The organism is Ramlibacter monticola, from assembly GCF_016722785.1.
Classification (GTDB): Bacteria; Pseudomonadota; Gammaproteobacteria; order Burkholderiales; family Burkholderiaceae_C; genus Ramlibacter; species Ramlibacter monticola.
This window is the reverse complement of the sequence record NZ_JAEQNE010000001.1, coordinates 1,338,406-1,360,984: the sequence shown is the minus strand read 5'-3', so window position 1 is coordinate 1,360,984 and position 22,579 is coordinate 1,338,406. Positions and strand designations below refer to the sequence as shown.

21 protein-coding genes and 6 tRNA genes are annotated in these 22,579 nt (G+C 69.2%); 17 read left to right on the top strand and 10 right to left on the bottom strand.

The features are described 5' to 3' along the window. Positions 1–28: 28 nt before the first annotated feature. The 8 genes from JJ685_RS06615 to JJ685_RS06580 form a co-directional block, all read right to left on the bottom strand. A complete protein-coding gene (locus tag JJ685_RS06615) occupies positions 29–679 on the bottom strand; it encodes a hypothetical protein (RefSeq protein WP_201673389.1) in 651 nt (216 codons plus the stop codon). A gap of 99 nt (positions 680–778) precedes the next feature. Then, on the bottom strand, positions 779–1,156 hold the full coding sequence (locus tag JJ685_RS06610; RefSeq protein ID WP_201673388.1) for a nuclear transport factor 2 family protein: 378 nt from the start codon (positions 1,154–1,156) through the stop codon (positions 779–781). A 14-nt stretch (positions 1,157–1,170) separates the two neighbouring features. Continuing rightward, the gene (locus JJ685_RS06605; protein ID WP_201673387.1) at positions 1,171–1,776 is read right to left on the bottom strand and encodes a DUF6151 family protein; all 606 of its coding nucleotides are present in this window, start codon (positions 1,774–1,776) and stop codon (positions 1,171–1,173) included. Positions 1,777–1,778: 2 nt separating this feature from the next. Beyond that, positions 1,779–2,042 (bottom strand): hypothetical protein, encoded by a 264-nt coding sequence (locus JJ685_RS06600; protein WP_201673386.1) that lies wholly within the window; start codon positions 2,040–2,042, stop codon positions 1,779–1,781. 166 nt (positions 2,043–2,208) lie between these two features. Next, complete coding sequence (gene argG, locus JJ685_RS06595; protein ID WP_201673385.1) at positions 2,209–3,540, bottom strand: argininosuccinate synthase; 1,332 nt, start codon at positions 3,538–3,540, stop codon at positions 2,209–2,211. Between the two features lie 8 nt (positions 3,541–3,548). Beyond that, the gene (gene ppnP / locus JJ685_RS06590) at positions 3,549–3,866 is read right to left on the bottom strand and encodes a pyrimidine/purine nucleoside phosphorylase (protein ID WP_201673384.1); all 318 of its coding nucleotides are present in this window, start codon (positions 3,864–3,866) and stop codon (positions 3,549–3,551) included. A gap of 125 nt (positions 3,867–3,991) precedes the next feature. Next, positions 3,992–4,771, bottom strand: coding sequence for a glycine zipper 2TM domain-containing protein (locus JJ685_RS06585; protein WP_201673383.1), 780 nt, complete (start codon positions 4,769–4,771; stop codon positions 3,992–3,994). A gap of 97 nt (positions 4,772–4,868) precedes the next feature. Next, the gene (locus JJ685_RS06580; protein ID WP_201673382.1) at positions 4,869–5,225 is read right to left on the bottom strand and encodes an arsenate reductase; all 357 of its coding nucleotides are present in this window, start codon (positions 5,223–5,225) and stop codon (positions 4,869–4,871) included. A gap of 23 nt (positions 5,226–5,248) precedes the next feature. On the opposite strand from JJ685_RS06580, the gene folC reads away from it, so the two are divergent. From folC to JJ685_RS06510, 14 genes are all read left to right on the top strand, one after another. Further along, entirely contained in the window at positions 5,249–6,541 is a 1,293-nt protein-coding gene (gene folC / locus JJ685_RS06575; protein ID WP_201673381.1) for a bifunctional tetrahydrofolate synthase/dihydrofolate synthase, read from the top strand. Positions 6,542–6,554: 13 nt separating this feature from the next. Beyond that, the gene (locus tag JJ685_RS06570; protein ID WP_201673380.1) at positions 6,555–7,310 is read left to right on the top strand and encodes an SPOR domain-containing protein; all 756 of its coding nucleotides are present in this window, start codon (positions 6,555–6,557) and stop codon (positions 7,308–7,310) included. Further along, entirely contained in the window at positions 7,310–7,798 is a 489-nt protein-coding gene (locus tag JJ685_RS06565; RefSeq protein ID WP_201673379.1) for a CvpA family protein, read from the top strand. The genes JJ685_RS06570 and JJ685_RS06565 overlap by 1 nt, the downstream gene beginning before the upstream one ends. Before the next feature lie 16 nt (positions 7,799–7,814). Next, positions 7,815–9,323 carry an amidophosphoribosyltransferase gene (purF, locus tag JJ685_RS06560; RefSeq protein ID WP_201673378.1) on the top strand — a complete coding sequence of 503 codons (1,509 nt, stop codon included), beginning with the start codon at positions 7,815–7,817 and terminating at the stop codon, positions 9,321–9,323. Between the two features lie 2 nt (positions 9,324–9,325). Next, positions 9,326–10,537, top strand: coding sequence for an O-succinylhomoserine sulfhydrylase (locus JJ685_RS06555; RefSeq protein WP_201673377.1), 1,212 nt, complete (start codon positions 9,326–9,328; stop codon positions 10,535–10,537). Then, complete coding sequence (gene gltX, locus JJ685_RS06550; RefSeq protein ID WP_201673376.1) at positions 10,534–11,916, top strand: glutamate--tRNA ligase; 1,383 nt, start codon at positions 10,534–10,536, stop codon at positions 11,914–11,916. Before JJ685_RS06555 ends, gltX begins: the two co-directional genes overlap by 4 nt. A 34-nt stretch (positions 11,917–11,950) precedes the next feature. Next, positions 11,951–12,026: transfer RNA gene (locus JJ685_RS06545), tRNA-Ala, on the top strand. 29 nt (positions 12,027–12,055) lie between these two features. Next, positions 12,056–12,131 (top strand) — tRNA-Glu (locus JJ685_RS06540). Between the two features lie 48 nt (positions 12,132–12,179). Beyond that, positions 12,180–12,256: transfer RNA gene (locus tag JJ685_RS06535), tRNA-Asp, on the top strand. A gap of 60 nt (positions 12,257–12,316) precedes the next feature. Beyond that, positions 12,317–12,392 (top strand) — tRNA-Ala (locus JJ685_RS06530). A gap of 34 nt (positions 12,393–12,426) precedes the next feature. Continuing rightward, a tRNA-Glu gene (locus JJ685_RS06525) sits at positions 12,427–12,502 on the top strand. Positions 12,503–12,551: 49 nt separating this feature from the next. Beyond that, positions 12,552–12,628 (top strand) — tRNA-Asp (locus tag JJ685_RS06520). A 668-nt stretch (positions 12,629–13,296) separates the two neighbouring features. Then, on the top strand, positions 13,297–14,676 hold the full coding sequence (locus tag JJ685_RS30235) for a sensor histidine kinase (RefSeq protein WP_201673375.1): 1,380 nt from the start codon (positions 13,297–13,299) through the stop codon (positions 14,674–14,676). A gap of 10 nt (positions 14,677–14,686) precedes the next feature. Next, positions 14,687–16,150: a sigma-54-dependent transcriptional regulator gene (locus tag JJ685_RS06510; RefSeq protein ID WP_201673374.1), complete on the top strand. Its 1,464-nt coding sequence runs from the start codon at positions 14,687–14,689 to the stop codon at positions 16,148–16,150. Between the two features lie 147 nt (positions 16,151–16,297). Here JJ685_RS06510 and JJ685_RS06505 read toward each other — a convergent pair whose 3' ends face one another. Then, entirely contained in the window at positions 16,298–17,494 is a 1,197-nt protein-coding gene (locus JJ685_RS06505; protein WP_201673373.1) for a type II secretion system F family protein, read from the bottom strand. An 18-nt stretch (positions 17,495–17,512) separates the two neighbouring features. After that, positions 17,513–17,947: a type II secretion system major pseudopilin GspG gene (gene gspG / locus JJ685_RS06500; protein ID WP_201673372.1), complete on the bottom strand. Its 435-nt coding sequence runs from the start codon at positions 17,945–17,947 to the stop codon at positions 17,513–17,515. 135 nt (positions 17,948–18,082) lie between these two features. Here gspG and JJ685_RS06495 point away from each other — a divergent pair, with 135 nt between their 5' ends. The 3 genes from JJ685_RS06495 (at position 18,083) to JJ685_RS06485 (ending at position 22,487) form a co-directional block, all read left to right on the top strand. After that, positions 18,083–18,724, top strand: a complete 642-nt coding sequence (locus JJ685_RS06495; protein ID WP_201673371.1) for a lytic transglycosylase domain-containing protein — start codon at positions 18,083–18,085, stop codon at positions 18,722–18,724. A 307-nt stretch (positions 18,725–19,031) separates the two neighbouring features. Continuing rightward, on the top strand, positions 19,032–19,751 hold the full coding sequence (locus JJ685_RS06490; RefSeq protein ID WP_201673370.1) for an SCO family protein: 720 nt from the start codon (positions 19,032–19,034) through the stop codon (positions 19,749–19,751). A gap of 96 nt (positions 19,752–19,847) precedes the next feature. Next, entirely contained in the window at positions 19,848–22,487 is a 2,640-nt protein-coding gene (locus JJ685_RS06485; protein ID WP_201673369.1) for an Ig-like domain-containing protein, read from the top strand. Positions 22,488–22,579 lie beyond the last annotated feature (92 nt).

Here is a 22,579-nt window from a genome sequence, read left to right as displayed (position 1 = left end):
CCGGTCCCGAGCGGCGGCGAATGGATCGCTACTCGGGCTGGAGGCCGGCGGCGTTCCGGGTTTCCGCCGGGGCCGCGCAGCCGCTCCCCTGGCGCAATCCCTTCAGGAAGGCCCGCCGCACGGTGCCCGCGGCAACGGCGGCGGTATGGTCCCTGGCGTAGCGGTCCGCGCCGGTGAGCTTGCGCACCCACCCGCGGAAGGGAAGCACGCCTTCCGTGGTGTTGCGCAGGGCGCCGATCATGGCCTCGGTCGCCTCGGTCGTGCCGCGTTCCACCAGGCCCGGATTGGCCCCCGTCGCGGCCGTGTCCAGGTCGGCGCCGAGCGCGGCGTCCAGCAGTTCGATCTCCGCGGCCAGGGCCGGGCAGGACAGGTCTGGCGGGGTGGCGTAAGGCGCCTGGCGCGCGGCGGCGAGGGCCGGCGGCAGCGGCGTGCGGACCAGGTTCAGATCGACCAGCGGGGCGATGAAGGCCTCGCCCAGCCTTTTCTCCATGGAGGCCGACGAAGCGCCTGCAGGCGCTGATGCTGGCGCCCGCGCCGCGGACGCCGCGGCGTCGCCCGCGGCGTCGGGCGCGGGCTGGGTTGCCGGCGTCGCGCAACCGGTGACCAGCACCACGACCAGCAGGGGCAGCAGCAGCCTCATGGCGATGGCGGAAGGCGAACGCCTTCCCGCCAGTGCCATTCTTGTCGCTCGCGGCGCCGGCGTCGACCCGAGGGCCTGCGCCAGATCAATGAAACGCGGAGAAGCCGCCGCTTCCGGGCTGGCGGGGGCCGGCCGGCGTCAGTGCCGGGCCTCGACGAAGCCGCCCTCGCGCGCCTCGTGGGGCAGCGACCAGCCGAAATACACCTCCACGTCGGTGATTTTCCCGTCGCGGATGGTGAGGATCTCCGTATTGCGGAAGCCGTGCCCCTCGCGGGTGTGGCCCTCGTAGGTGACGACCACCTCGTCGCCGGCGGGGATCAGGCGCACCAGGGTGAAGGACGCCGTCCACTCGCTGTTCGGCCAGCAGCGCGCGAAATAGGTGGGGCGGTCGATGCGGTTGTCCAGGGGGCTCGTGAAGTGGAAGTCCTCGGCGACCAGCGCCTCGATGGCGGCACGGTCCTTCCGCACGTAGGCCTCGTACGCGGCGCGGGCGACTTCGATCGGGTCGCGTGACATGGGACTCCTTGCGCTCAGACGAGGGCCTTCAGGCGGCGATGCTCCTCGAGGGTGAGCACCTGCGGCGCGGCCTTGGGCTGCCCCGTGGCGGGATCGAAGAAGGGATTGCTGCGGTACCGGCCGCCGAGGCGCGCCACCGCCAGCCGCGCGACGAAGCGCAGGATGGTGGTGAACGAGCGCAGGGTCGACGAGGCGGGCGGGCGGCCGTGCGCGCTCTGGCGGTCCGCCCGCAGCCGCACCGGGCCGAAGGCCGCATCGAGATCGCGGCCCTCGCCCTCCAGCGCGGTATGGACCAGCCCGAGGTGCGACAGCCGGATGTCGCGCGGCGTGTTGCCGATCGGCGTGCGGCAGCAGCTGGTGAACCAGCGCAGCGTGCCCTTCGGCGTGAGCGACATGCAGGCCAGGTGTTCCGCGCCCTGCAGCAGGCGCACGTCGCGCGGGCTGACCGCGACGATGTCGGTGCCGCCGTGCGCGTCCAGCATGCCCGGTGGCGGGCCCAGGAAATGCGCGAAGGCCTGGCAGTCCTTGCAATAGCAGACGGCGCGCGTGCCCCGCTCCGGGTGGACCACTTCGGCCCGGAAGCTGCCGCAGCGGCACCGGACGGGGTGGGGCGCGGACATGGCTACTGCAGCACGAACACGACGCCCAGGGCGCCGACGGAAAGGACGCGGTCGCCTGCCCGGGTGTACGAAGCGACGCCCAGGGAGTGGTAGTTGGAGGCGAACGCGGCCAGGGCGCCGAGCCCCAGCAGGCCCGCGACGGGGCTGCGCTCGCCGGTCACGTCCCGGATCGTCTGGCGATGGCGCTCGGGCGAGGGATTCAGGAGGAGGGACAGGACCAGCGCGGCTCCCGCCACCAGCGCGGGTACGAGTTTGCTCTTCACCATGCGGTCAGGTTAGCCGGAAATGCGCAGAGGGGGCGGCGGGAGGATGTGAAACATCGCAACAGCCCGACAATGGAAAAGGCGGCCGGTGGCCGCCTTTTTTCCAATGCCCCTGGACCCCCCGCCTGCGCGAGGGTACGAGGAGGGCGCCTGGACGACGCGAGGCGCGTCAGTCCTTGCCCAGCGACGGCAGGGGGGCGTCCCCGCCGGAAGTCAGCAGGCCCGTGCGCGCGTAGATGCCCAGCTTTTCGCGCGTGTCGCTGATGTCCAGGTTGCGCATGGTCAGCTGGCCGATGCGGTCCTTGGGGGTGAAGGGCGCGTTCTCCACCTTCTCCATCGACAGGCGCTCCGGCGCGTACGTGAGGTTGGGCGACTCGGTGTTCAGGATCGAGTAGTCGTTGCCGCGGCGCAGTTCCAGCGTCACTTCGCCCGTGACCGCGCGGGCCACCCAGCGCTGGGCCGTCTCGCGCAGCATGATGGCCTGCGGGTCGAACCAGCGGCCCTGGTACAGCAGGCGGCCGAGGCGGCGCCCGTTGTCGCGGTACTGCTCGATCGTGTCCTCGTTGTGGATGCCGGTGACGAGCCGCTCGTAGGCGATGAACAGCAGCGCGAGACCGGGGGCCTCGTAGATGCCGCGGCTCTTGGCCTCGATGATGCGGTTCTCGATCTGGTCGCTCATGCCCAGGCCGTGGCGGCCGCCGATGCGGTTGGCTTCCAGGAACAGTTCGACCGGGTCGCCGAAGGTCTTGCCGTTCAGGGCGACCGGCTGGCCTTCCTCGAAGCGCACGCGCACCTCTTCGGCCTTGACCTGCACTTCGTCCTTCCAGAAGGCCACGCCCATGATCGGGTTGACGATCCGGATGCCGGAGTTCAGGTGCTCGAGGTCCTTCGCCTCGTGGGTGGCGCCCAGCATGTTGGAGTCGGTCGAATAGGCCTTCTCCGCGGACATCTTGTAGCCGAAGCCCGCCGCCGTCATGAACGCCGACATCTCGGCGCGGCCGCCCAGTTCGTCGATGAAGGCCTGGTCCAGCCAGGGCTTGTAGATGCGCAGCGCCGGATTGGTCAGCAGGCCGTAGCGGTAGAAGCGCTCGATGTCGTTGCCCTTGAAGGTGCTGCCGTCGCCCCAGATGTGGACGTCGTCCTCCTTCATCGCCGCGACCAGCATCGTGCCGGTGACGGCGCGGCCCAGCGGCGTGGTGTTGAAGTAGGTGACGCCGGCGGTGGAGATGTGGAAGGCGCCGCACTGCAGGGCGGCGATGCCTTCGTGCGCGAGTTGCTGGCGGCAGTCGACCAGGCGGGCCTTCTCGGCGCCGTATTCCATCGCCTTGCGCGGGATGGCGTCGTAGTCGGGCTCGTCGGGCTGGCCCAGGTTGGCCGTGTAGGCGTAGGGGACCGAGCCCTTCTTGCGCATCCAGTGGAGCGCGGCGCTGGTGTCCAGGCCGCCGGAGAACGCGATGCCGACCTTCTCGCCGAGGGGCAGGTTTTCGAGGATGGTGCTCATGACTGCTTTCAGCCGAAGTGGCAGATGTAGTGGTAGGGCTCGGTCGTGCGGATCTCGAAGCTGGAGTTGGCCGGCACCGAGAACTTCTCGCCCGCTCCGGACTTCTTCCACTCGCCCGTGCCCGCCAGCTTGTACTCGCAGGAGCCGGCCACGCACTCCATGATCTCCGGCGCGCCGGTGTTGAACGTCAGGCTGGCGGGCAGGATCACGCCCACGGATTTCTTCGTCCCGTCAGCCAGCGTGATGCTGTGGCTGACGCACTTGCCGTCGAAGTAGACGTTCGCTTGGGTCGCGACGGCGACGCCGTCGAATTTCTCGGTGGTCATGGCGGGGAGGGGAGTGCTTCGGGGGAAACCCTCGATTTTAGGCGAGTGCCCGGACGCCCCCTTGCGGACCGGGCCGAAAAGAAAAACCCCGCAGCGCGGGGTTTTTCCAGGGTGAGCCGCGGGGCTCAGCGCCAGCGGCCGTGACCATGGCCGCTGAACACGAAGCCCAGCGACACGCCGACCGGCGGGTAGTAGTACGGCCGGTACGCCGGGTACACGGGATACGGGTAGGCCGGAGGATAGGCGGCCGCCGGATAGGCCGGATAGGGCTGCACGACCACCGGCGCGGCCAGCACCTGCGGCGCCCCCGAGGGCAGCACCTGCGGCGCGGGAACGGGCTGCGGCGCCACGGCGACCGCGCCCTGCACGGGCGGGGCGCTCACGGTGCCCGCGACGCCCTGGGCCGGCGCGAACGGCGCCGACGGCGCCATGCTGCCCTGCGCCACCGGGGAGACCTGCAGGCGGACCGTCGGGCCCGGGTCGTACGGCAGGCGCGTGGCGTACTGGCGGCCGCCGTATTCGTAGACCACGTCGTAGCCGACGGTGCGGTTCTCGATCGTGTTCTCGGTGGTGCAGGTGGGCGTGGCGGCCTGCTGCGCGCGCATGTTGTTGGCCTCGACGCTGTTGCCCAGGAGCGCGCCGCCGATGGTGCCGATCAGCATCGCCGCGGCGGTGCCGGAGCCGTGGCCGACGGCGCTGCCGAGCGCCGCGCCGGTGATTCCGCCGGCGAGGCCGCCCATGCCGGAGGTGTAGGGCTGGGCCTGGACCATGCCCGGGGCGCAGGTCTGCCGCGGCACGGTGACCTGCTGGACCACGGGGGTGGCGGAAATGACGTTGCCGACTTCCTGCGCGGCGGCACCGAAGGCGACGAGGCCGAGGGCCGCGAAAAGGACGGAATGTTTCATGGCAAGAACTCGTTCTGAACTGCTGGTGCCCAAAGTCTAGACACCCGGCCCAGCCGTTGCCACCCTTTACGGTAAAGCGGCGGTAAAAATGCCCCGCTCAGGTACTCGTTCGCGCTTTCCACGCGGCGGCGTCGAAGCCGACCGTCACGGCGCCGTCCGGCCACTCGACGATAGGCCGCTTGATCACGCTGGGCTGCGCCAGCATCAATGCGCGCGCCCCGCCTTCGTTGCCGGAGCGCAACTGCGCGTCGGCGTCGAGCTTGCGCCAGGTGCTGCCCTGGCGGTTCAGCAATCTTTCCCATCCCGCGGCCTGCAGCCACGCATCGAGCCGGCCGGGCGGCACGCCGGCCTTCTTGAAGTCGTGGAAGGCGTAGTCGACGCCCTGGTCCGCCAGCCAGGCGCGGGCCTTCTTCACCGTGTCGCAGTTCGGGATGCCGTAGAGGATCGCGGTCATGCGGCATCTTAGACAATCGCGCCATGAACCAACTGAGCGACTGGCTGGCGCACTGCGAGCGCCTCCATCCCAAGAACATCGACCTCGGCCTCGAGCGCGTGCAGGCCGTGGCGCAGCGCCTGGACCTGCGCTTCGAGTGCCCCGTCGTCACCGTCGCCGGCACCAACGGCAAGGGCTCCACCTGCGCGATGCTGGAGGCGATCGCGCTGCAGGCGGGCTACCGCACCGGGGTCTACACCTCGCCGCACCTGGTGCACTTCGAGGAGCGCTGCCGCATCGGCGGCGAGATCGTGCAGGCCCAGGACCTGCTGCCCCATTTCGAACGGGTGGAGGCGGCCCGGGCGGCGGGCGGCGTGGCGCTGACCTACTTCGAATTCACCACGCTGGCGATCCTGAACCTGATGGCGGCCAGCGGCCTCGACCTGGCCATCCTCGAAGTGGGCCTGGGCGGGCGGCTCGACGCGGTCAACGTGATCGACACCGACTGCGCGATCGTCACCAGCATCGACCTGGACCACCAGGAGTTCCTGGGGCCGGACCGCGAGAGCATCGGCCGCGAGAAGGCGGGCATCCTGCGCGAGGGCAGGCCGGCGATCGTCAGCGATCCCATGCCGCCGCACAGCGCGATCCAGTACGCCGGCGCGCTCGGCGCGGACCTGTGGCTGCTGGGGCGCGACTTCAACTTCTCGGGCGACAAGCAGCAGTGGGCCTGGGCGGGGCGCGGCCGGCGCTACGCGGGGCTCGCCTATCCGGCCCTGCGCGGCGCCAACCAGCTGCTCAATGCCTCGGGCGTGCTGGCGGCCTTCGAGGCGCTGCGTTCGCGCCTGCCGGTGACGGCGCAGGCGATCCGCAACGGGCTGGCGATGGTGGAGCTGCCCGGCCGCTTCCAGATCGTTCCCGGCCAGCCGGTGCTGGTGCTGGACGTGGCGCACAACCCGCATTCGGTGGCGGCCCTGGCGGCGAACCTCGACGCGATGGGCTTCTACCCCACCACGCATGCCGTGTTCGGCGCCATGGCCGACAAGGACCTGGGGCCGATGCTGGCGAAGATGGGGCCGCTGGTGGACCGCTGGTACTTCACGGACCTGCCGACGCAGCGGGCGGCGTCCGCCCGCGCGCTGCGGGAGCGCTGGCAGGCCGCGCCGGGGCGGCGCGACGTGCCCGCGAGCACCCACGCGAGCCCCGAGGATGCCCTGCGCGCGGCCACGGCCGCTGCCGAGCCCACTGATAGAATCGTCGTGTTCGGATCGTTCTACACGGTGGGCGGCGTGCTCGCGCATGGCGTGCCTCGCCTCTCCTCCAAACATCTGGGCTGATTCGCCCTTCCCGATGCCCCTGTTCAAGTTGCGCAAGAAGGTCGACGAACCGAAGGCCGCGCCATCCCCCGCCGAAAGCATCGAAGTGATGCGGCGGCGCGCCCGCCACCGCCTGATCGGCGCCGTGGTCCTGGTGCTGGTCGGCGTCGTCGGCTTCCCGCTGCTGTTCGACACGCAGCCCCGCCCGGTGGCGGTCGACATCCCGATCGAGATCCCCGACCGCAACAAGGTCAAGCCGCTCCCGCCCCTGCCGCCCCTGCCGCCCGCGCCCGCGCCCGCCGCGACGGGCAAGGTCGCGGCCCCGGCTGCGAGCACGCCGATGATCACCGAGAGCCGCCAGGAAGCCGGCCTGCCGCCGGTCACGGCGCCGAAGGCCGAAGCGGCCAGGATCGAAGCGCCGAAGGCTGAACCGCACAAGGCCGAAGCGCCCAAGGCTGAACCGCCGAGGGCCGAAGCGCCCAAGGCCGAACCCAGGCACCCGCAGGAGGCCGCCAAGGCCCAGGCCCTGCTGGAAGGCAAGTCGGTCGACACGGCCGGGGGCCTGCGCTACGTGGTGCAGGTCGGCGCCTTCGCCGAACGGGACAAGGCGCGCCAGGCCCAGCAGAAGCTGGATCGCGCGGGACTGAGGAACTACACCAACGTCGCCGAGACCAGGAACGGGCCGCGCATCCGCGTCCGCGCCGGCCCCTTCGCCTCGCGCGCGGAGGCCGATCGCGCGGCGGAGAAGATCAAGGGCCTGGCGCTGCCGGCCGCGGTGCTGTCGCTGTAGTGGCGGTCCTGGACTGGGTGGTGGTGGCCGTGCTGGCGGCGTCGGTGCTGCTGGGCCTGTGGCGCGGTCTCGTGTACGAGGTCCTGTCGGTGCTGAACTGGGTGGCGGCCTTCCTGCTGGCCCAGTGGCTGGCGCCGAAGGCGGCAGCGCTGATGCCCCTCGGCCACGCGGGCGAATCCATCCGCTACGCTGCGGGGTTCGCGGTGGTGTTCATCGCCGCGCTGTTCGTGGGCGGGCTGCTGGCCTGGCTCGTGAAGAAGCTGGTGGCGGCCACGGGGCTGGCGCCGGTGGACCGCGCGCTGGGCGGCCTGTTCGGGCTGGTGCGCGGCGCGGTGGCCGTGCTGGCCCTGGCGGTGGTGGTCCATCTCGCCGGCTTCAAGGACAGCGGGTGGTGGACGGAATCGGTGACGGCCGGCGTGGCGACGGCGGCCTTGCGTGGATTGAAGCCGGTGGTGCCCGAGCGGTTCGGCACCCATCTCCCGGCGTGAAGGAAAGCGAAACACTATGTGCGGAATCGTCGGGGTCGTCAGCCAGGGCCCGGTCAACCAGCTGATCTACGACGCCTTGCTGCTGCTGCAGCACCGGGGCCAGGATGCCGCCGGCATCGTCACCCAGCAGGGCCGCAAGGTCTACATGCACAAGGCCAAGGGCATGGTGCGCGACGTGTTCCGCACCCGCAACATGCGCGCGCTGCCGGGCAACCTGGGCCTGGGGCAGGTGCGCTACCCCACGGCCGGCAACGCCTTCAGCGAGGAAGAGGCGCAGCCCTTCTACGTCAACGCGCCCTTCGGCATCACCCTTGCGCACAACGGCAACCTCACCAACGCGCAGGCGCTCAAGGCCGAACTGTTCTCGACCGACCACCGGCACATCAACACCGAGAGCGACACCGAGGTGCTCGTGAACGTGTTCGCGCACGAACTGGAACGGACGACGCGCGGCCTGCCGCTCGCGCCCCACGACGTGTTCGCGGCGGTGGCCAACGTGCACCGGCGCGTGCGCGGCTCCTATGCGGTGGTGGCGCTGATCGCGGGCCACGGCATGGTCGCCTTCCGCGACCCCTTCGGCATCCGGCCGCTGTGCATCGGCAAGGGCGCGGGCGGCACCGTGATGGTCGCCAGCGAGTCGGTCACGCTGGAAGGCACGGGGCACAGCCTGGAGCGCAACGTCGCGCCGGGCGAGGCGGTGTTCATCGACCTGCAGGGCAAGGTGCACACGGCGCAATGCGCGCAGGACCCGAAGCTGGCGCCCTGCATCTTCGAATTCGTCTACCTCGCGCGGCCCGACTCCGTGCTGGACGGCATCTCCGTGTACCAGGCGCGCCTGAACCTGGGCGAGACGCTCGCCAAGCGCGTGATCTCCACGGTGCCGCCCAACGAGATCGACGTGGTGATCCCGATCCCCGAATCGAGCCGGCCCAGCGCCATGCAGCTGGCCCAGCTGCTCGGCATCCCCTACCGCGAGGGCTTCGTCAAGAACCGCTACGTGGGCCGCACCTTCATCATGCCGGGCCAGTCGGTGCGCAAGAAGAGCGTGCGCCAGAAGCTCAACGTGATCCAGAGCGAGTTCAAGGGCCGCAACGTGCTGCTGGTGGACGACTCCATCGTGCGCGGCACCACCAGCCGGGAGATCGTGCAGATGGCCCGCGACGCCGGCGCCCGCAAGGTCTACATGGCCAGCGCCGCGCCGCCGGTGCGCTTCCCCAACGTGTACGGCATCGACATGCCCACGGCCACCGAGCTGGTGGCGCACGGCCGTACGGTGGAGGAGGTGCGCGAGATCATCGGCTGCGATGCCCTGATCTACCAGGACGTGGAAGGCATGAAGAACGCCATCGGCAAGCTCAACCCGCGGCTCGACGGCTTCGACGCGTCCTGTTTCGACGGCGTGTACGTCACCGGCGACATCAACCCGGAGGACATCGCCCGCATCAACGAGGCGCGCATCGGCCAGGAAGACCCGCTGGAAGAGAGCGCTTCGCGCCTGTCCATCCCGAATCCGCAGGAGGCCTGAGCATGAAAGGCAAGACCCTGCCTCAGGGGCTGCGCCGCGAGACGCTCGCCGTCCGCGCGGCGCTGCCGCCCAGCCAGTGGGGCGAGAACTCCGAGGCCCTGTACCTGACCAGCGGCTTCGTGCAGCCCGACGCCGAGACCTCGGCGCACCGCTTCGCCAACCCGCAGGAAGGCTACACCTACGCCCGCACCTCGAATCCGACGGTCACCAGCTTCGAGCTGCGCCTGGCCGCCATGGAGGGCACGGAGGCCGCGATCGGCACCGCCACCGGCATGGCCGCCATCCTGCTGCTCGGGATGGGCACCCTGAAGGCGGGCGACCACGTGGTCTGCTCGCGCTCGGTGTTCGGCTCCACGATGAACCTGTTCGCCAAGGAATTCGGCAAGTTCGGCGTGGAAAGCACCTTCGTCTCGCAGACCGACCTGCAGGAATGGCGCGCGGCGCTGAAGCCCCACACGAAGCTGCTGTTCGCCGAGACGCCGACCAACCCGCTGACCGACGTGTGCGACATCGCCGCGCTGGCCGACCTGGCGCACAACGCCGGCGCGCTGCTGGCGGTGGACAACTGCTTCTGCTCGCCGGCCCTGCAGCGCCCCACCGAGCTGGGGGCGGACTTCGTGATCCACTCCGGCACCAAGTACCTGGACGGCCAGGGCCGCGTGATGGCCGGCGCGCTCTGCGGCTCCGCGCGCTGGATCAACGACGTGTTCGCGCCCATCGTGCGCACCGCCGGCATGACGCTGGCGCCGTTCAACGCCTGGGTGGTGCTCAAGGGCCTGGAGACGCTGGACATCCGCATGAAGCAGCAGTGCGCCAACGCGCTGCAGGTCGCACGCTTCCTGGAATCGCATCCGGCCGTGACGCGCGTGTACTACCCCGGCCTGGAGTCGCATCCCCAGCACGCGCTGGCGATGCGCCAGCAGTCGGGCCTGGGCGGCGCCGTCGTGTCCTTCGACGTGAAGGGCGCCGACCCGGCCAGCCTGCGCCGCAATGCCTTCAAGGTGATCGACAGCGCGCAGGTCATGAGCATCGCCACCAACCTCGGCGACACCAAGTCGATCGTCAGCCATTCGGCCACCACCTCCCACGGGCGGCTCACCGAGGACCAGCGCCAGGCGGCCGGCATCGGCCAGGGCCTGGTACGGCTGGCCGTCGGCCTCGAACATCCCCTCGACATCCAGGACGACCTCTCCCGGGGTCTGGACGCGCTGTGAAAGTCAGAACCCGCTTCGCCCCTTCGCCCACCGGCTTCATCCACCTGGGCAACATCCGCTCCGCGCTCTACCCGTGGGCCTTCGCCCGCTCGCAGGGCGGCACCTTCATCCTGCGCATCGAGGACACCGACCTGGAGCGCTCCACCCAGGCCGCGGTGGACGTGATCCTGGAAGGCATGCGCTGGCTGGGGCTGGATCCCGACGAAGGCCCGTTCTACCAGATGCAGCGCATGGACCGCTACCGCGCGGTGCTGGCGGAGATGCGCGAGAAGGGGCTGGTCTATCCCTGCTACATGAGCGTCGCGGAACTGGACGCCCTGCGCGAGCGGCAGATGGCGGCCAAGGAGAAGCCGCGCTACGACGGCACCTGGCGCCCGGAACCCGGCAAGACCCTGCCGGCCCTCCCCGAAGGCGTGCAGCCGGTGTGGCGCTTCCGCAATCCCATCGGGGGCAAGGTCGTCTGGGACGACAAGGTCAAGGGCCGCATCGAGATCAGCAACGACGAACTCGACGACCTGGTGATCGCGCGCCCGGACGGCACGCCCACGTACAACTTCTGCGTGGTGGTCGACGACATCGACATGGGCATCACGCACGTGATCCGCGGCGACGACCACGTGAACAACACGCCGCGCCAGATCAACATCTTCCGCGCCCTCGGCCAGGAGCCGCCGGTGTTCGCGCACCTGCCCACGGTGCTGAACGAGCAGGGCGAGAAGATGAGCAAGCGCCACGGCGCCAAGCCCGTCACCTGGTACCGCGACGCCGGCTTCCTGCCCGACGCGATGGTCAACTACCTGGCGCGCCTGGGCTGGTCGCACGGCGACGACGAGATCTTCGGCCGGGAGCAGTTCCTGCAGTGGTTCGACCTCGACCACCTCGGCCGCAGCGCCGCGCAGTTCGACGACGCCAAGCTGCGCTGGGTGAACGCGCAGCACATGAAGCTCATGCCCGACGAGGCGCTGGCCGTGCTGGTGAAGGACCTGCTGGCGCAGCGCGGCGTCGCGGCCGATGCACGCCTCCCCGCGATCTGCGGCCTGTTCAAGGACCGTTGCGACACCACGCTCGCGCTGGCCGACTGGGCGCAGCGCTTCCATGCCGACGTGCAGCCCGATCCGGAGGAAGTGCGCAAGCACATCACCGAGGGCGTGCGGCCCGCGCTGGGCATGCTGGCGAAGATGCTGGAAACCTGCCCCTGGACCAAGGACGACATCGCCCAGGCGATCAAGGAAACGCTGCGCGCCACCGGCCTCAAGATGCCGCAGCTCGCCATGCCCGTGCGCGTGCTGGTGATGGGAACGGCGCAGACCCCCTCGGTCGATGCGGTGCTCGCGCTCAGCCAGCGCGAAGTTGTTGTCGAGCGCCTGAGGAAGGGGTGATTTTCAGTGTAGAATTCAAGGCTCGACACCTGCAGGGGGTATAGCTCAGCTGGGAGAGCGCTTGCATGGCATGCAAGAGGTCAGCGGTTCGATCCCGCTTACCTCCACCACAGTGTCGAACGGAGTCCAAGAGGTTTTCGACCCTATCGTCTAGAGGCCTAGGACATCACCCTTTCACGGTGAGTACCGGGGTTCGAATCCCCGTAGGGTCGCCAAGTTTTGCTGGCACTTGTGTCCGAAAGGCAGAAGTCAGCAACCGACGCGGAGTGGTAGTTCAGTCGGTTAGAATACCGGCCTGTCACGCCGGGGGTCGCGGGTTCGAGTCCCGTCCACTCCGCCAGTCATTCGAGACACGGGCTTCGGCCCGTGTTTCTTTTAAGTCAGAGAGACGGATCCACGCGGGGGTATAGCTCAGCTGGGAGAGCGCTTGCATGGCATGCAAGAGGTCAGCGGTTCGATCCCGCTTACCTCCACCAGGCATCCGTTGGTTGGTCAGTCAGTCCAGGTTACGACCCTATCGTCTAGAGGCCTAGGACATCACCCTTTCACGGTGAGTACCGGGGTTCGAATCCCCGTAGGGTCGCCAAGTTTGGCCGGCGCTTGCGCTCGAAGGAGCGGAAAGCCGGCACCGACGCGGAGTGGTAGTTCAGTCGGTTAGAATACCGGCCTGTCACGCCGGGGGTCGCGGGTTCGAGTCCCGTCCACTCCGCCAGACCTGCAAAGCCCCGCTGAATCAGCGGGGCTTTTTTCTTTCCGCCTGGTCGTCGCCGCGCCTCGCCCGTTCGCATGAAGCGTCCGCGCCGCGTCACCGTTGCGAATTTCACCATCCTGCTTGCTTTTGCTTACAGGCGGTCGCCGACCGGAACTGCCGGGCGGTTGGGCGGTCAACCCTGCTCGATGACAAGGCCAGTATTTCGTGCCAGAGGCTCTGTGGGGCCAGTGAGGGCCTTGCGCCGGGCAGGTTCCGCGCGGGCAGATGCAGCAACGAATGCCCCAGCCTGTCAAGTCGCACAAAGCCTGAGGATGCGACACCGCTTATCTTATTTCGTGGCACTTTCGTGCCGAGTTGATCGTGACGAATTGCAAGTTCGTGGCGAATCCTTCAATAATGAAAACGCCTTTATGAGTTGTGGCGTCAGTGGGGTCTTGGGCAGCCCGAGAACTGACACCAGGAGGATCTCCGTGAAGCCTCTCGCCGGATTGCCTGGCGACCGCTTGAGTTTCCCGACGGGCCTGCGCCGTGGCCGGTGGCGCTGGCCCCGCTTTGCCTCGACCGCGGCCACCTCCCAAGCCATTGAAACCGCGCCGCCAAGCCAGCCTGTGCCCGCAGTAGCCCCCGTCCCATCGGCCAACACGAAAGAGCCCCGTCCGGCTGCGCCGGTGCGGCCCTTCAACCTGTTGCGGTGGTTCTCCATCGCCAGTCTCGCGGCGCTGCTGCCGGTGGCCGCCGTGACGGGCACGGTGCTGTCCCACTTCGTGACCCAGCAGGCGCTGCAGCGCGACGCCCTGCTGACCGCGCAGTTCATCTACAACTGCCTCGGCGTCGAGGCCGCGCAGATCGGCGCCGTCAGCCTGGTGCCCTTCCTCGATCCGCGCGGGGATACGTGGAGCGCGGGCCTGTCGCCGAAGGTGGTGGCGCAGGCGCGGTCCGAGGTGTACGAGCACCTCGAAACCCTGCCCGACGTGCTGCTCACGAGCGTGTACGCCCGCGACGGCAAGATCGTCTGGTCGACCAACCGCGACCTGATCGGCACCTTCACGCACGAGAACGAGGAGCTCAGGGAGGCTTTCGCCTCCAAGATGGACGTGGCCAAGCACCACGCCGGCAACATGTCGGAGCGCTCGGAGCAGCGCTTCGTGGTGGAGCCCAGGGAATTCTTCATCGAGAACTACGTGCCGCTGACCGACCCCAAGGGCGAGGTCGTCGCGGTGGTGGAGGTCTACAAGGAGCCGCGGCACCTGATGGACTCGATCCGCGCGGGCCAGCTGCTGGTGTGGATGACCACCCTGGCCGGCGGCGTCGTGATCTACCTCGGCCTGTTCAGCATCGTGCGGCGCGGCTCGCGCGTGCTGCAGCAGCAGCAGAAGCAGCTGCTCGAGGCGCAGTCGCAGGTGTTCGCCGGCGAGATGGCCACGGCGCTGGCGCACAGCCTGCGCAACCCGCTGGCGAGCGTGCGCTCCAGCGCGGAGCTCGCCGCCTGTACCGACGACCTGCCGGTGCGCAAGAACGCGCAGGACATCATCACCCAGGTCGACTTCCTGTCGCAGTGGGTACGGGAGTTGCTCCTGTACTCGCGCCCGATCATGGGCGAGACCGAACCCGTGGACCTCTGCGCCATTCTGGACACCCTGCTGGCCTCCTTCGCGCCCACCTTCGATCGCTCCGGCGTGCGCTTGCACTGGGAGCGCGGCGAGGTCTGCGGCACGCAGGTGCAGGGCAACACGTCGCTCGTGCGGCAGGCCCTGCACAGCGTGATTTCCAACGCCGTGGAGGCCATGCCCCGCGGCGGCGACCTGCGCATCGAGATGCGCAAGGTGAAGAATCCGGACGGGGTGGACCTGGTGTTCAGCGATTCGGGGGTGGGGATGACGGAGCAGCAGCTGGAAACGGCCTTCCGGCCGTTCCACACCACCAAGTCCCATGGGCTGGGGGTGGGGCTTCCGATGTTGAAGCGAGCGATGGAGCGCTTCGGTGGTTTCGTGGCGCTGAGCAGCGAGCCGAACGTGGGCACGCAGGTGCGCCTGCATTTCAAGGGATAGGAAGAGAGCAATGGGCAAGACCGTACTGGTGGTGGAAGACGACGCCATCCAGCAGGCCAACATCAGCGCCTACCTGACGCGCAACGGCTGGGAGGTGCAGGCCTGCAGCACCGCCGAGGAAGCCCTTGGGTTCTTCGAGACGCTCCATCCCGACGCGGTGGTGACCGACCAGCGCCTGCCGCGCATGACCGGCATCGAGCTGCTGACGAAGCTGCGCGAGAGCGACCCGCTGGCCAAGTGCATCGTGATGACGGGCGACGACAGCGCGCAGACGGCCGTCGCGGCCATGAAGGCCGGCGCCTACGACTACGTGTGCAAGCCGGTGTCGATGGCGGAACTGAACCTGCTGCTGGAGCGCGCCGTGGGCACGGCCAAGATGGAGCAGGCGCTGCAGTTCCACCAGCAGCGCCAGGCGAGCGGCGCGGGCCTCGCCGCGCTGGTCGGCGACTCCGCGGCCATGCAGGAGATGAAGGCCACCATCCGCCAGGTGCTGGAAGCCGAGCGCCGCGTGGCCGACGGCGACCTGCCGGCGGTGCTGGTGCACGGAGAGACGGGCACCGGCAAGGAGCTGGTCGCGCGTTCCATGCACTTCGACGGCGCCCGAGCCAACGGGCCCTTCGTCGAGATCAACTGCGCCTCGATCCCCTCGCACCTGCTCGAGTCCGAACTGTTCGGCCACGAGAAGGGCGCGTTCACCGACGCCAAGGAGCGCCGCACCGGCCTGGTGGAAGCGGCCGATGGCGGCACGCTGTTCCTCGACGAGATCGGCGAGATCGACATGTCGCTCCAGGCCAAGCTGCTGAAGCTGCTGGAGGAAAAGACGGTGCGCCGCATCGGCGCGGTGAAGGAGCGCAAGGTCAACCTGCGCATCATCAGCGCCACCAACCGCGACCTCGCGGCCATGGTCAAGCAGGGCACCTTCCGCAGCGACCTGTATTTCCGCCTGCGCATCATCTCGGTCAACGTGCCGGCCCTGCGCGACCGCGGCAACGACATCCTGCTGCTCGCGCGCCACTTCCTGCAGTCGCACGGCCGCCGCTACGGCAAGCCGAACCTGCGCTTCAGCCCCGACGCCGAGAAGAGCCTGCTTGAGTACTTCTGGCCCGGCAACGTGCGCGAGATGCGCAACATGCTGGAGCAGACGGTGCTGCTGGCGCCCACCGACACGATCGGCGTGACTCAGTTGGCCCTGTGCCCGAGCCTGGCGCCGGAGTCGAAGTTCGAGCGTGACTTCCGCGGCTGCAACGAACCCTGCATGTCGGTGCCCAAGAGCGGCGCGGACATGGCCGACCTGGCGGAGATGGAGCGCACCCTGGTCGTGAAGACGCTGGAGCGCACGGGCTGGAACGTCACCAAGTCCGCCAAGCTGCTGGGCCTGTCGCGGGACATGATGCGTTACCGCATCGAGAAGATGGGCCTCCAGCGCCCGGTGGACCAGCCCGGGTCGGGCTTCGGGACGCTGCAGGAGTACTGATTCGTCCACCGGCCGCCGCGCGGCCGGCCTGTCGAGGGTTGGGCACGGGTCCGCAAGGGTCCGTGCCCTTTTCAATGGGCTCCGGCGCCGCGCGCCATGAAAAAGGGCCGGCATGCGCCGGCCCTCTGCCTCCTCAGGCCCTCCTCGTCATCGGATCGATCCCGCCAGCTCGAAGATCGGGATGTACATCAGGATCACCACCACGCCGATCACCGCGCCGACGAACACCATCAGCAGCGGCTCGAACAGGCGCACGAACCATTCGATCCAGCGGCCCATCTCCTCGTCGTAGAAGTCCGCCGTCTTCTCCATCATCGCGCCCAGGTTGCCGGCCTGCTCGCCGGCGTGCAGCATGCGCAGCGCCACCGGCGTGGACAGGTGGTTGGCCTCGAAGGCCTGCGACAGCGGCTGCCCCTCGCGCACGCGCTGCGCGGCCTGGTCCAGCAGGACGCCCATGCGCGCCCCGATCAGCCCGCGCGCCATGCCGATCGCCTGCAGGATCGGGATGCCGCTTTGCAGCAGGATGCCCAGCGAGCGATAGAGGCGCGTCACGTGGTACAGGAACACCCGCTCGCGCACGCCGGGCAGGGCCAGGATGGCCTGTCCCAGCGCGGCCCGCACGGCGGTGACCTGCCACAGGCCCGCCGCGACCGCGGCCAGCGCGACCGCCGACAGGGCGAGGGCGCCCACGTGCTGGTTGATCATGCTGCCGAAATTCATCAGCACCTGCGACAGCCAGGGCAGCTTGGCGCCCACCTCGCCGAACACCGTGCTGAAGCGCGGCACGACGTAGCCCACCAGGAACAGCAGCACGCCCATGCCCACCAGCAGCAGCAGCACCGGGTAGACCGAGGCGCTGACGATCTTCTGCGTGAGCATGTCGATGCGCGTGCGGTAGGCCACGTAGCGCTGCAGGCCGCCGTGGATGGCGCCGGTCTTCTCGCTGGACTGGATCAGGGCCACGTACAGGTCCGGGAAGGTCCCGGGGAACTGCGCCAGCGCCTGCGAGAACGACTTGCCTTCGTAGAGCAGCCGTACGATCGACGCGAGCACCTTGCGCGTGCCGCTGTCGTGCTCCTTCTCCGCGAGGCTCTCCAGCGCCGTGATCAGCGACAGGCCGGCGCTGAGCAGCGTCGCGAGCTCCTGGCTGAACAGCACCAGTGGGAAGTCCTTGCTGCGCCCGATCGACGTGCCCAGCGAGGCCAGCTTGCGCACCGGCGCCACCGCGATGACGCGCAGGCCCTGGTGCTCCGCCTGCTGGCGTGCCGAGTCGAGCGTGCCCGCGTCCAGCGTGAGCTGGATGATGCCCCGGCGCCCGTCGAGGGCCTTGACCTGGAATTGCATGGTCCGCGCTCCGCGGGATCAGTAGGTGATGTCGGCGTTTTCTTCGGTGCCGCCGGGGGCGCCGTCCTTGCCGAAGGACATCAGGTCGAATTCGGCGGTGTCGCCGGGCGACTTGTAGACATAGGCGCGGCCCCAGGGATCCGCCGGGACGGTCTTGGCCAGGTACGGGCCGCGCCAGCGCGCCTCGTTGGCGGGCGCCGCGCTCAGGGCGGCCAGGCCCTGCTCGGTCGTGGGGTACTTGCCCACGTCGAGGCGGTACATGTCGAGCGCCTTGACGATGCTGGCGATCTGGGTCTGGGCCGCCTTGCCCTCGGACTTGCCGAGCTGGCTGAAGTAACGCGGGCCCACGATGCTGACCAGCAGGCCGAGCACGACCAGCACGACCAGCAGTTCGAGCAGGGTGAAGCCGCGCCGCAACCGGCGCGACTGGCAGGGGTGGGGAATTTGGCGCATGGAGAGTCCCTATGGTTTGTTGGCTTGCAAGCCGTCGCAAATTTGGTGCCCGCGTAAGGAGGTGCTGGCGTGGGACTTGCGACTGCGATCACAGCACCGGCTGCAGGGCCGGTCAATCCCCCGGAGCCCCAGTCGATGTCCGATCCACGTACACGCTGGCGCCTGCGGGCCGGCGCCGCCGCCTTGTGCTGCGCCGCCCTCGGCGCCGCCCAGGCCGCACAGGCGCCCATCCAGGTCACGGATGAAGGCGACGAAGGCTTGCTTTTGAGCAATCTTGACGGCCCGTTCGAACCCGAACCTGCGGTCCCGGGGGCCCCGCGCGCCGCCACGCCGGCCCTGGCGGCGGCCACCGCCGGCAAGTCCGGCACGCTCGCGAAGCGGCGCGAGGCCTGGTCCCCCCTGGTGAGCGCCGCTGCGCGCACCCACGGCCTTCCGGAGGCGCTGCTGCAGGCCGTGATCGAGACGGAGTCCGGCTTCAATCCGGCGGCCGTCTCGCCCAAGGGCGCGCTGGGCCTCATGCAGCTGATGCCCGGCACGGCCCGCACCCTCAATGTCGCCAACCCGCGCGATCCTGCCGCCAACGTCGACGGTGGCGCCCGCTACCTGAAGGATCTGCTCGCCCGCTTCGGCAACAACCTGGCGCTGGCGCTGGCCGCCTACAACGCCGGCCCCGGCGCCGTGGAGCGCACCGGGGGCATTCCGCGCAATGCCGAGACCCAGGCCTACGTGCCCCGCGTGATCTCGCGCTACCACCGCCTCCAGAGCGGCGCGGACTGAACCGCCTTCCGGTTCCCTGGGGGAACGGGGTTCCGCACCCCCACCCAATCGTGGGGAATTCCCCCGGTCCCATTCCCCACCGTCTTTTCCCGTTTCCACGCCCTCCAGCCTGTCCTTAGGGTTTTGTCGGAGCTTTGATCTACATCAAAGAACTTCCGAGCACCTCTGCCGTCCCGGGTGTGCCCACCCCCCGCGGTCCTAGGTGCCGGAATGCGAGGCACTTTCGTTCTTGGTCTGGCCCTTGCGTAACACGAGTTACATCCGCGCTGTGTTTGCAGCACGGGGACACAACCGAGGAGAAGTGCAGATGAACAGGAAGAAAGCTCTCGCAGTTTCGGCATTGATGCTGGGACTGGCCCTTTGCATGCCGCGCGCCTGGTCGCACGGCGACGGGCACGAGGGGCATTCCTCGAAGCCGCCGGCCTCGGTGACGGGCAAGCCCGTGCGCCCCGTGGACGCGCAGCTGGTCGACCAGGACGGCCGCAAGCTGCGCCTGGCCAGCGACGCGCTCGCCGACAAGATCGTGGTCGTCGGCTTCGTCTACACGAACTGCACCGACATCTGCCCGATGGTGTCGCAGACCTTCGCGCAGCTGCAGGCGAGCCTCGCGCCGCTGATGGAAAAGAAGGTGCGCCTGGTGTCCATGACGGTGGACCCGGTGCGCGACACGCCGGCGCGCCTGAAGGAGTACTCGGCGCACTTCGAGCCGAAGGCGGGCTGGCTGTGGCTCACCGGCGATGTCAGCAACGTCGCCCAGGCGCTGCAGTCCTTCGGCATCCACATCACGAGGCCGGAGAACCACCCGGCCCAGATCCTGGTCGGCGACGCGAAGAGCGGCCGCTGGACCCGCCTCTACGACGTCGACCGGCCGCAGCAGGTGCTGGCCAAGGTCGACGAACTGATCGCAGCGCAACGCGCCACGAAGTCCGCAGCGGACGAAGGCGCGGGACGCGAACCGTGCAACCGGGCAGCGCCGCAAGCGCTGTCCACGGGAGCAAAGCCTGGCTGTGTCGCTCAGCCTGGTTGATCGCAGTACCAGCGACAAAAACCAATGAACGTGGGCAAGCGTAATCCGGTAGTTGCTCGCGATCACCATCACCCCTTGACAGGAAAGACTAATTTCATGAAACCGAAGCGCAACATGATTTCGGCGGCGGTGGTCCTCGCCATGGCTGCCGCGTCCGCCACCACGGCCTACGCCGGCCTCGAGCGGCTGGGCCCGATCGACCGCTCCCCGCAGGTCGGCGGCTTCCCGGCCTGGTTCCAGGACAAGTCCGGCATCACGATGGAGTTCTGCGCTCCCTCGACGCAGGGCGAAGTGGATGGCGGCTGGTGCCTGCTGCTGCCGGGCGACGTCACCATCCCCGAGCAGTTCCCGAGCAACTACTTCGACGAGCATTTCTATTTCGCGACCGACAACGTGCTGCTCGATGCCGGCACCGGCCTGAAGGCCACCCTGGTGCTGGCGCTCGAGTCCGCCTTCGTCAACGGCGCGCCCGTCGACGGCGACCAGATGGTGTTCACCCGCCTGCGCGTGAACATCCCGCGCCTGCCCTTCGACGGCGACTACCGCGTGATCACGCCCTTCTCGGACGTGAGCTACTACGACCAGGTCGCCGGCGGCCGCATCTTCGACACGCTGGACATCGGCACGAGCTGCCCGACCACGTTCGAGTGCGCGCTGAACGGCACCCTCGGCCCCTTCCTGCTGCCCTCGGCCTCGGCCGGCGGCGCCGAAGTGCCCCCGATGCCCGACCTGCAGAGCGCCCCCGCCGGAACCGACCCGTTCTACGATGCGGCCGTCGCCGCCGGCGCCGCTCCCGCCGCGAACCCGGGCACCGGCAAGAAGTACATCGCCGACCCCGGCCGCGTCGGCGCGGTCACGGGCAGCCCGCTGCCGCCCTACACCTCGTACGAGATCGACTCGTCCGGCGCCACCTCCGGCACCCCCGTCACGCGCAACCACAACACGTTCCGCATCGAAGTGCGCGTTCCGTCGCCCACGCATGACGGCCACGTGTTCTATACGGCCGACGGCGAAACCAACTTCACGATGATGGGCCGCCTGATGACCGGCGTGATCCCCGGCAACGTGTCCAACACCCGCTCCACCTACAAGGCGGACGCGAACGGCGCTCTCACCGACCTCGACGTGTTCGCGCAGGCCTCGCCCACCGTGCAGGCCCGCATCCCCGGCCAGCCGGTGCAGCCGCTGGTGACCCCGGTGATCTCCTTCTACGACCAGGCCTGCGGCGGTGCCCTCACCACCGATCCGGCCACCGGCCTGACGAAGGTGAACGCCGGCCCGTACACCGCGCCTGTCGGCACCGCCCACGACATGGGCAACACCGGCCACGACTTCTGGGGCCAGAGCTCGCCCGGCGCCGCCGTGCCGAGCCACGTGTGCATCGAGGACACCAGCTCGCGCAACGCCGCCGGCCAGGTCGTCCCGTCGTACACGCTGGTGCCGGTCACCGACCACGTGATCATCAACACGGCCCACTACGTCGGTCCCGAGAACGGCACGCTGACCGTCGCCGCCGTGTCCAGCGACCCGACCGCGACCCTGACGCTGGCCGGCTACGGCCCCGGCGATGCCGCGACCCCCGGCGTTTCCATCGGTGTCGGCGCGGGCGCGGGCCTGGAGCTGTCGGGGACGTCCGCCCAGGTGCTGGCCCTGAAGGCCCCGCCGTCCCAGGTGAACGTCGTTTCGTCCAAGGGCGGCGCCGTGCTGCGCAAGGTCGACACCGCCCACGGCGCCGCCATGCTGGTGGGCCAGCCGGCGGCCGTGAACGACGCCGCCTCGGTCAACGAGGACTGCTCCGCGGAAGCCGCGACGATCTGCCCGGCCGGCCAGGGCGTGCAGATCGACCTGCTGGCCAACGACCAGGTCCTGCTGAACGGCGTGATGACCAGCCTGCGTGACGCCGTCTCGCAGAACCTGGCGACCGTGACCGTCACCGCGCAGGCGCCCCGCCTGGGCCTGGCGAGCGTGTCCACCAGCGGTGTCCTGACCTACATCCCGAACGCCAACGCGAACGGCATCGACAACGTGAACTACACGGTGACGGTGGACGGCCAGGTCTCCAACCAGGCCGTGGCCGCGATCACCATCACCCCGGTGAACGACAAGCCGGTGGCCGGCAACCAGACCATCAACGGCGTCGTCGCGAAGACCAACGTGATGAACCTGCTGCTGGGCGCGACCGATCCGGACGGCGCCACGGACGTGAAGGATGCGGTGCTCACCACGTGGCCCGCGCAGCTCGGCCCGCAACCGACCCCGGTGAACGGCTCGATCTCCTTCAGCCCCAACGCCACCGGCAACTTCACCTTCGGCTACCAGGTGAAGGACGCCGCCGGCCTGCTGTCCGACAACACGGCCACCGGCACGGTGACGGTCGTCGCCGCCGAGGACATCCAGTTCACGGTGCAGGACTACCGCGCGGCCAAGCTGCGCTGGACCGTCGGCGGGACGGACCTGGTGCGCGCCGGCCAGCGGATCACCATCGCCTACGCCAACGGCACGTCGCGCAACGGCGAGATCTGCAACGGCACCGACGCCATCCCGGCGTGCGTGGTCGGCACCGCCGTCGTGGACGGCACCGGCGCCTGGTTGTTCGACCAGATCATCGCGGGTGGCTCGACGCAGGATCCGCGTGGTTCGTACTGGCCCACCAACAGCCGTCCGACCAGCATCCGTGCGTTCTCGAGCGCCCCGGTGCTCGGTGGCTCGCGGACCACCGCCATCACCTTCCGCTGATCGGGAGGACGAGCGATGACCCACGACCGAGGACGCAACGACTGTGTGTCTACACGCAGCAGGTGTCCCCGGTCGTGGGGGAATTTCCCCGA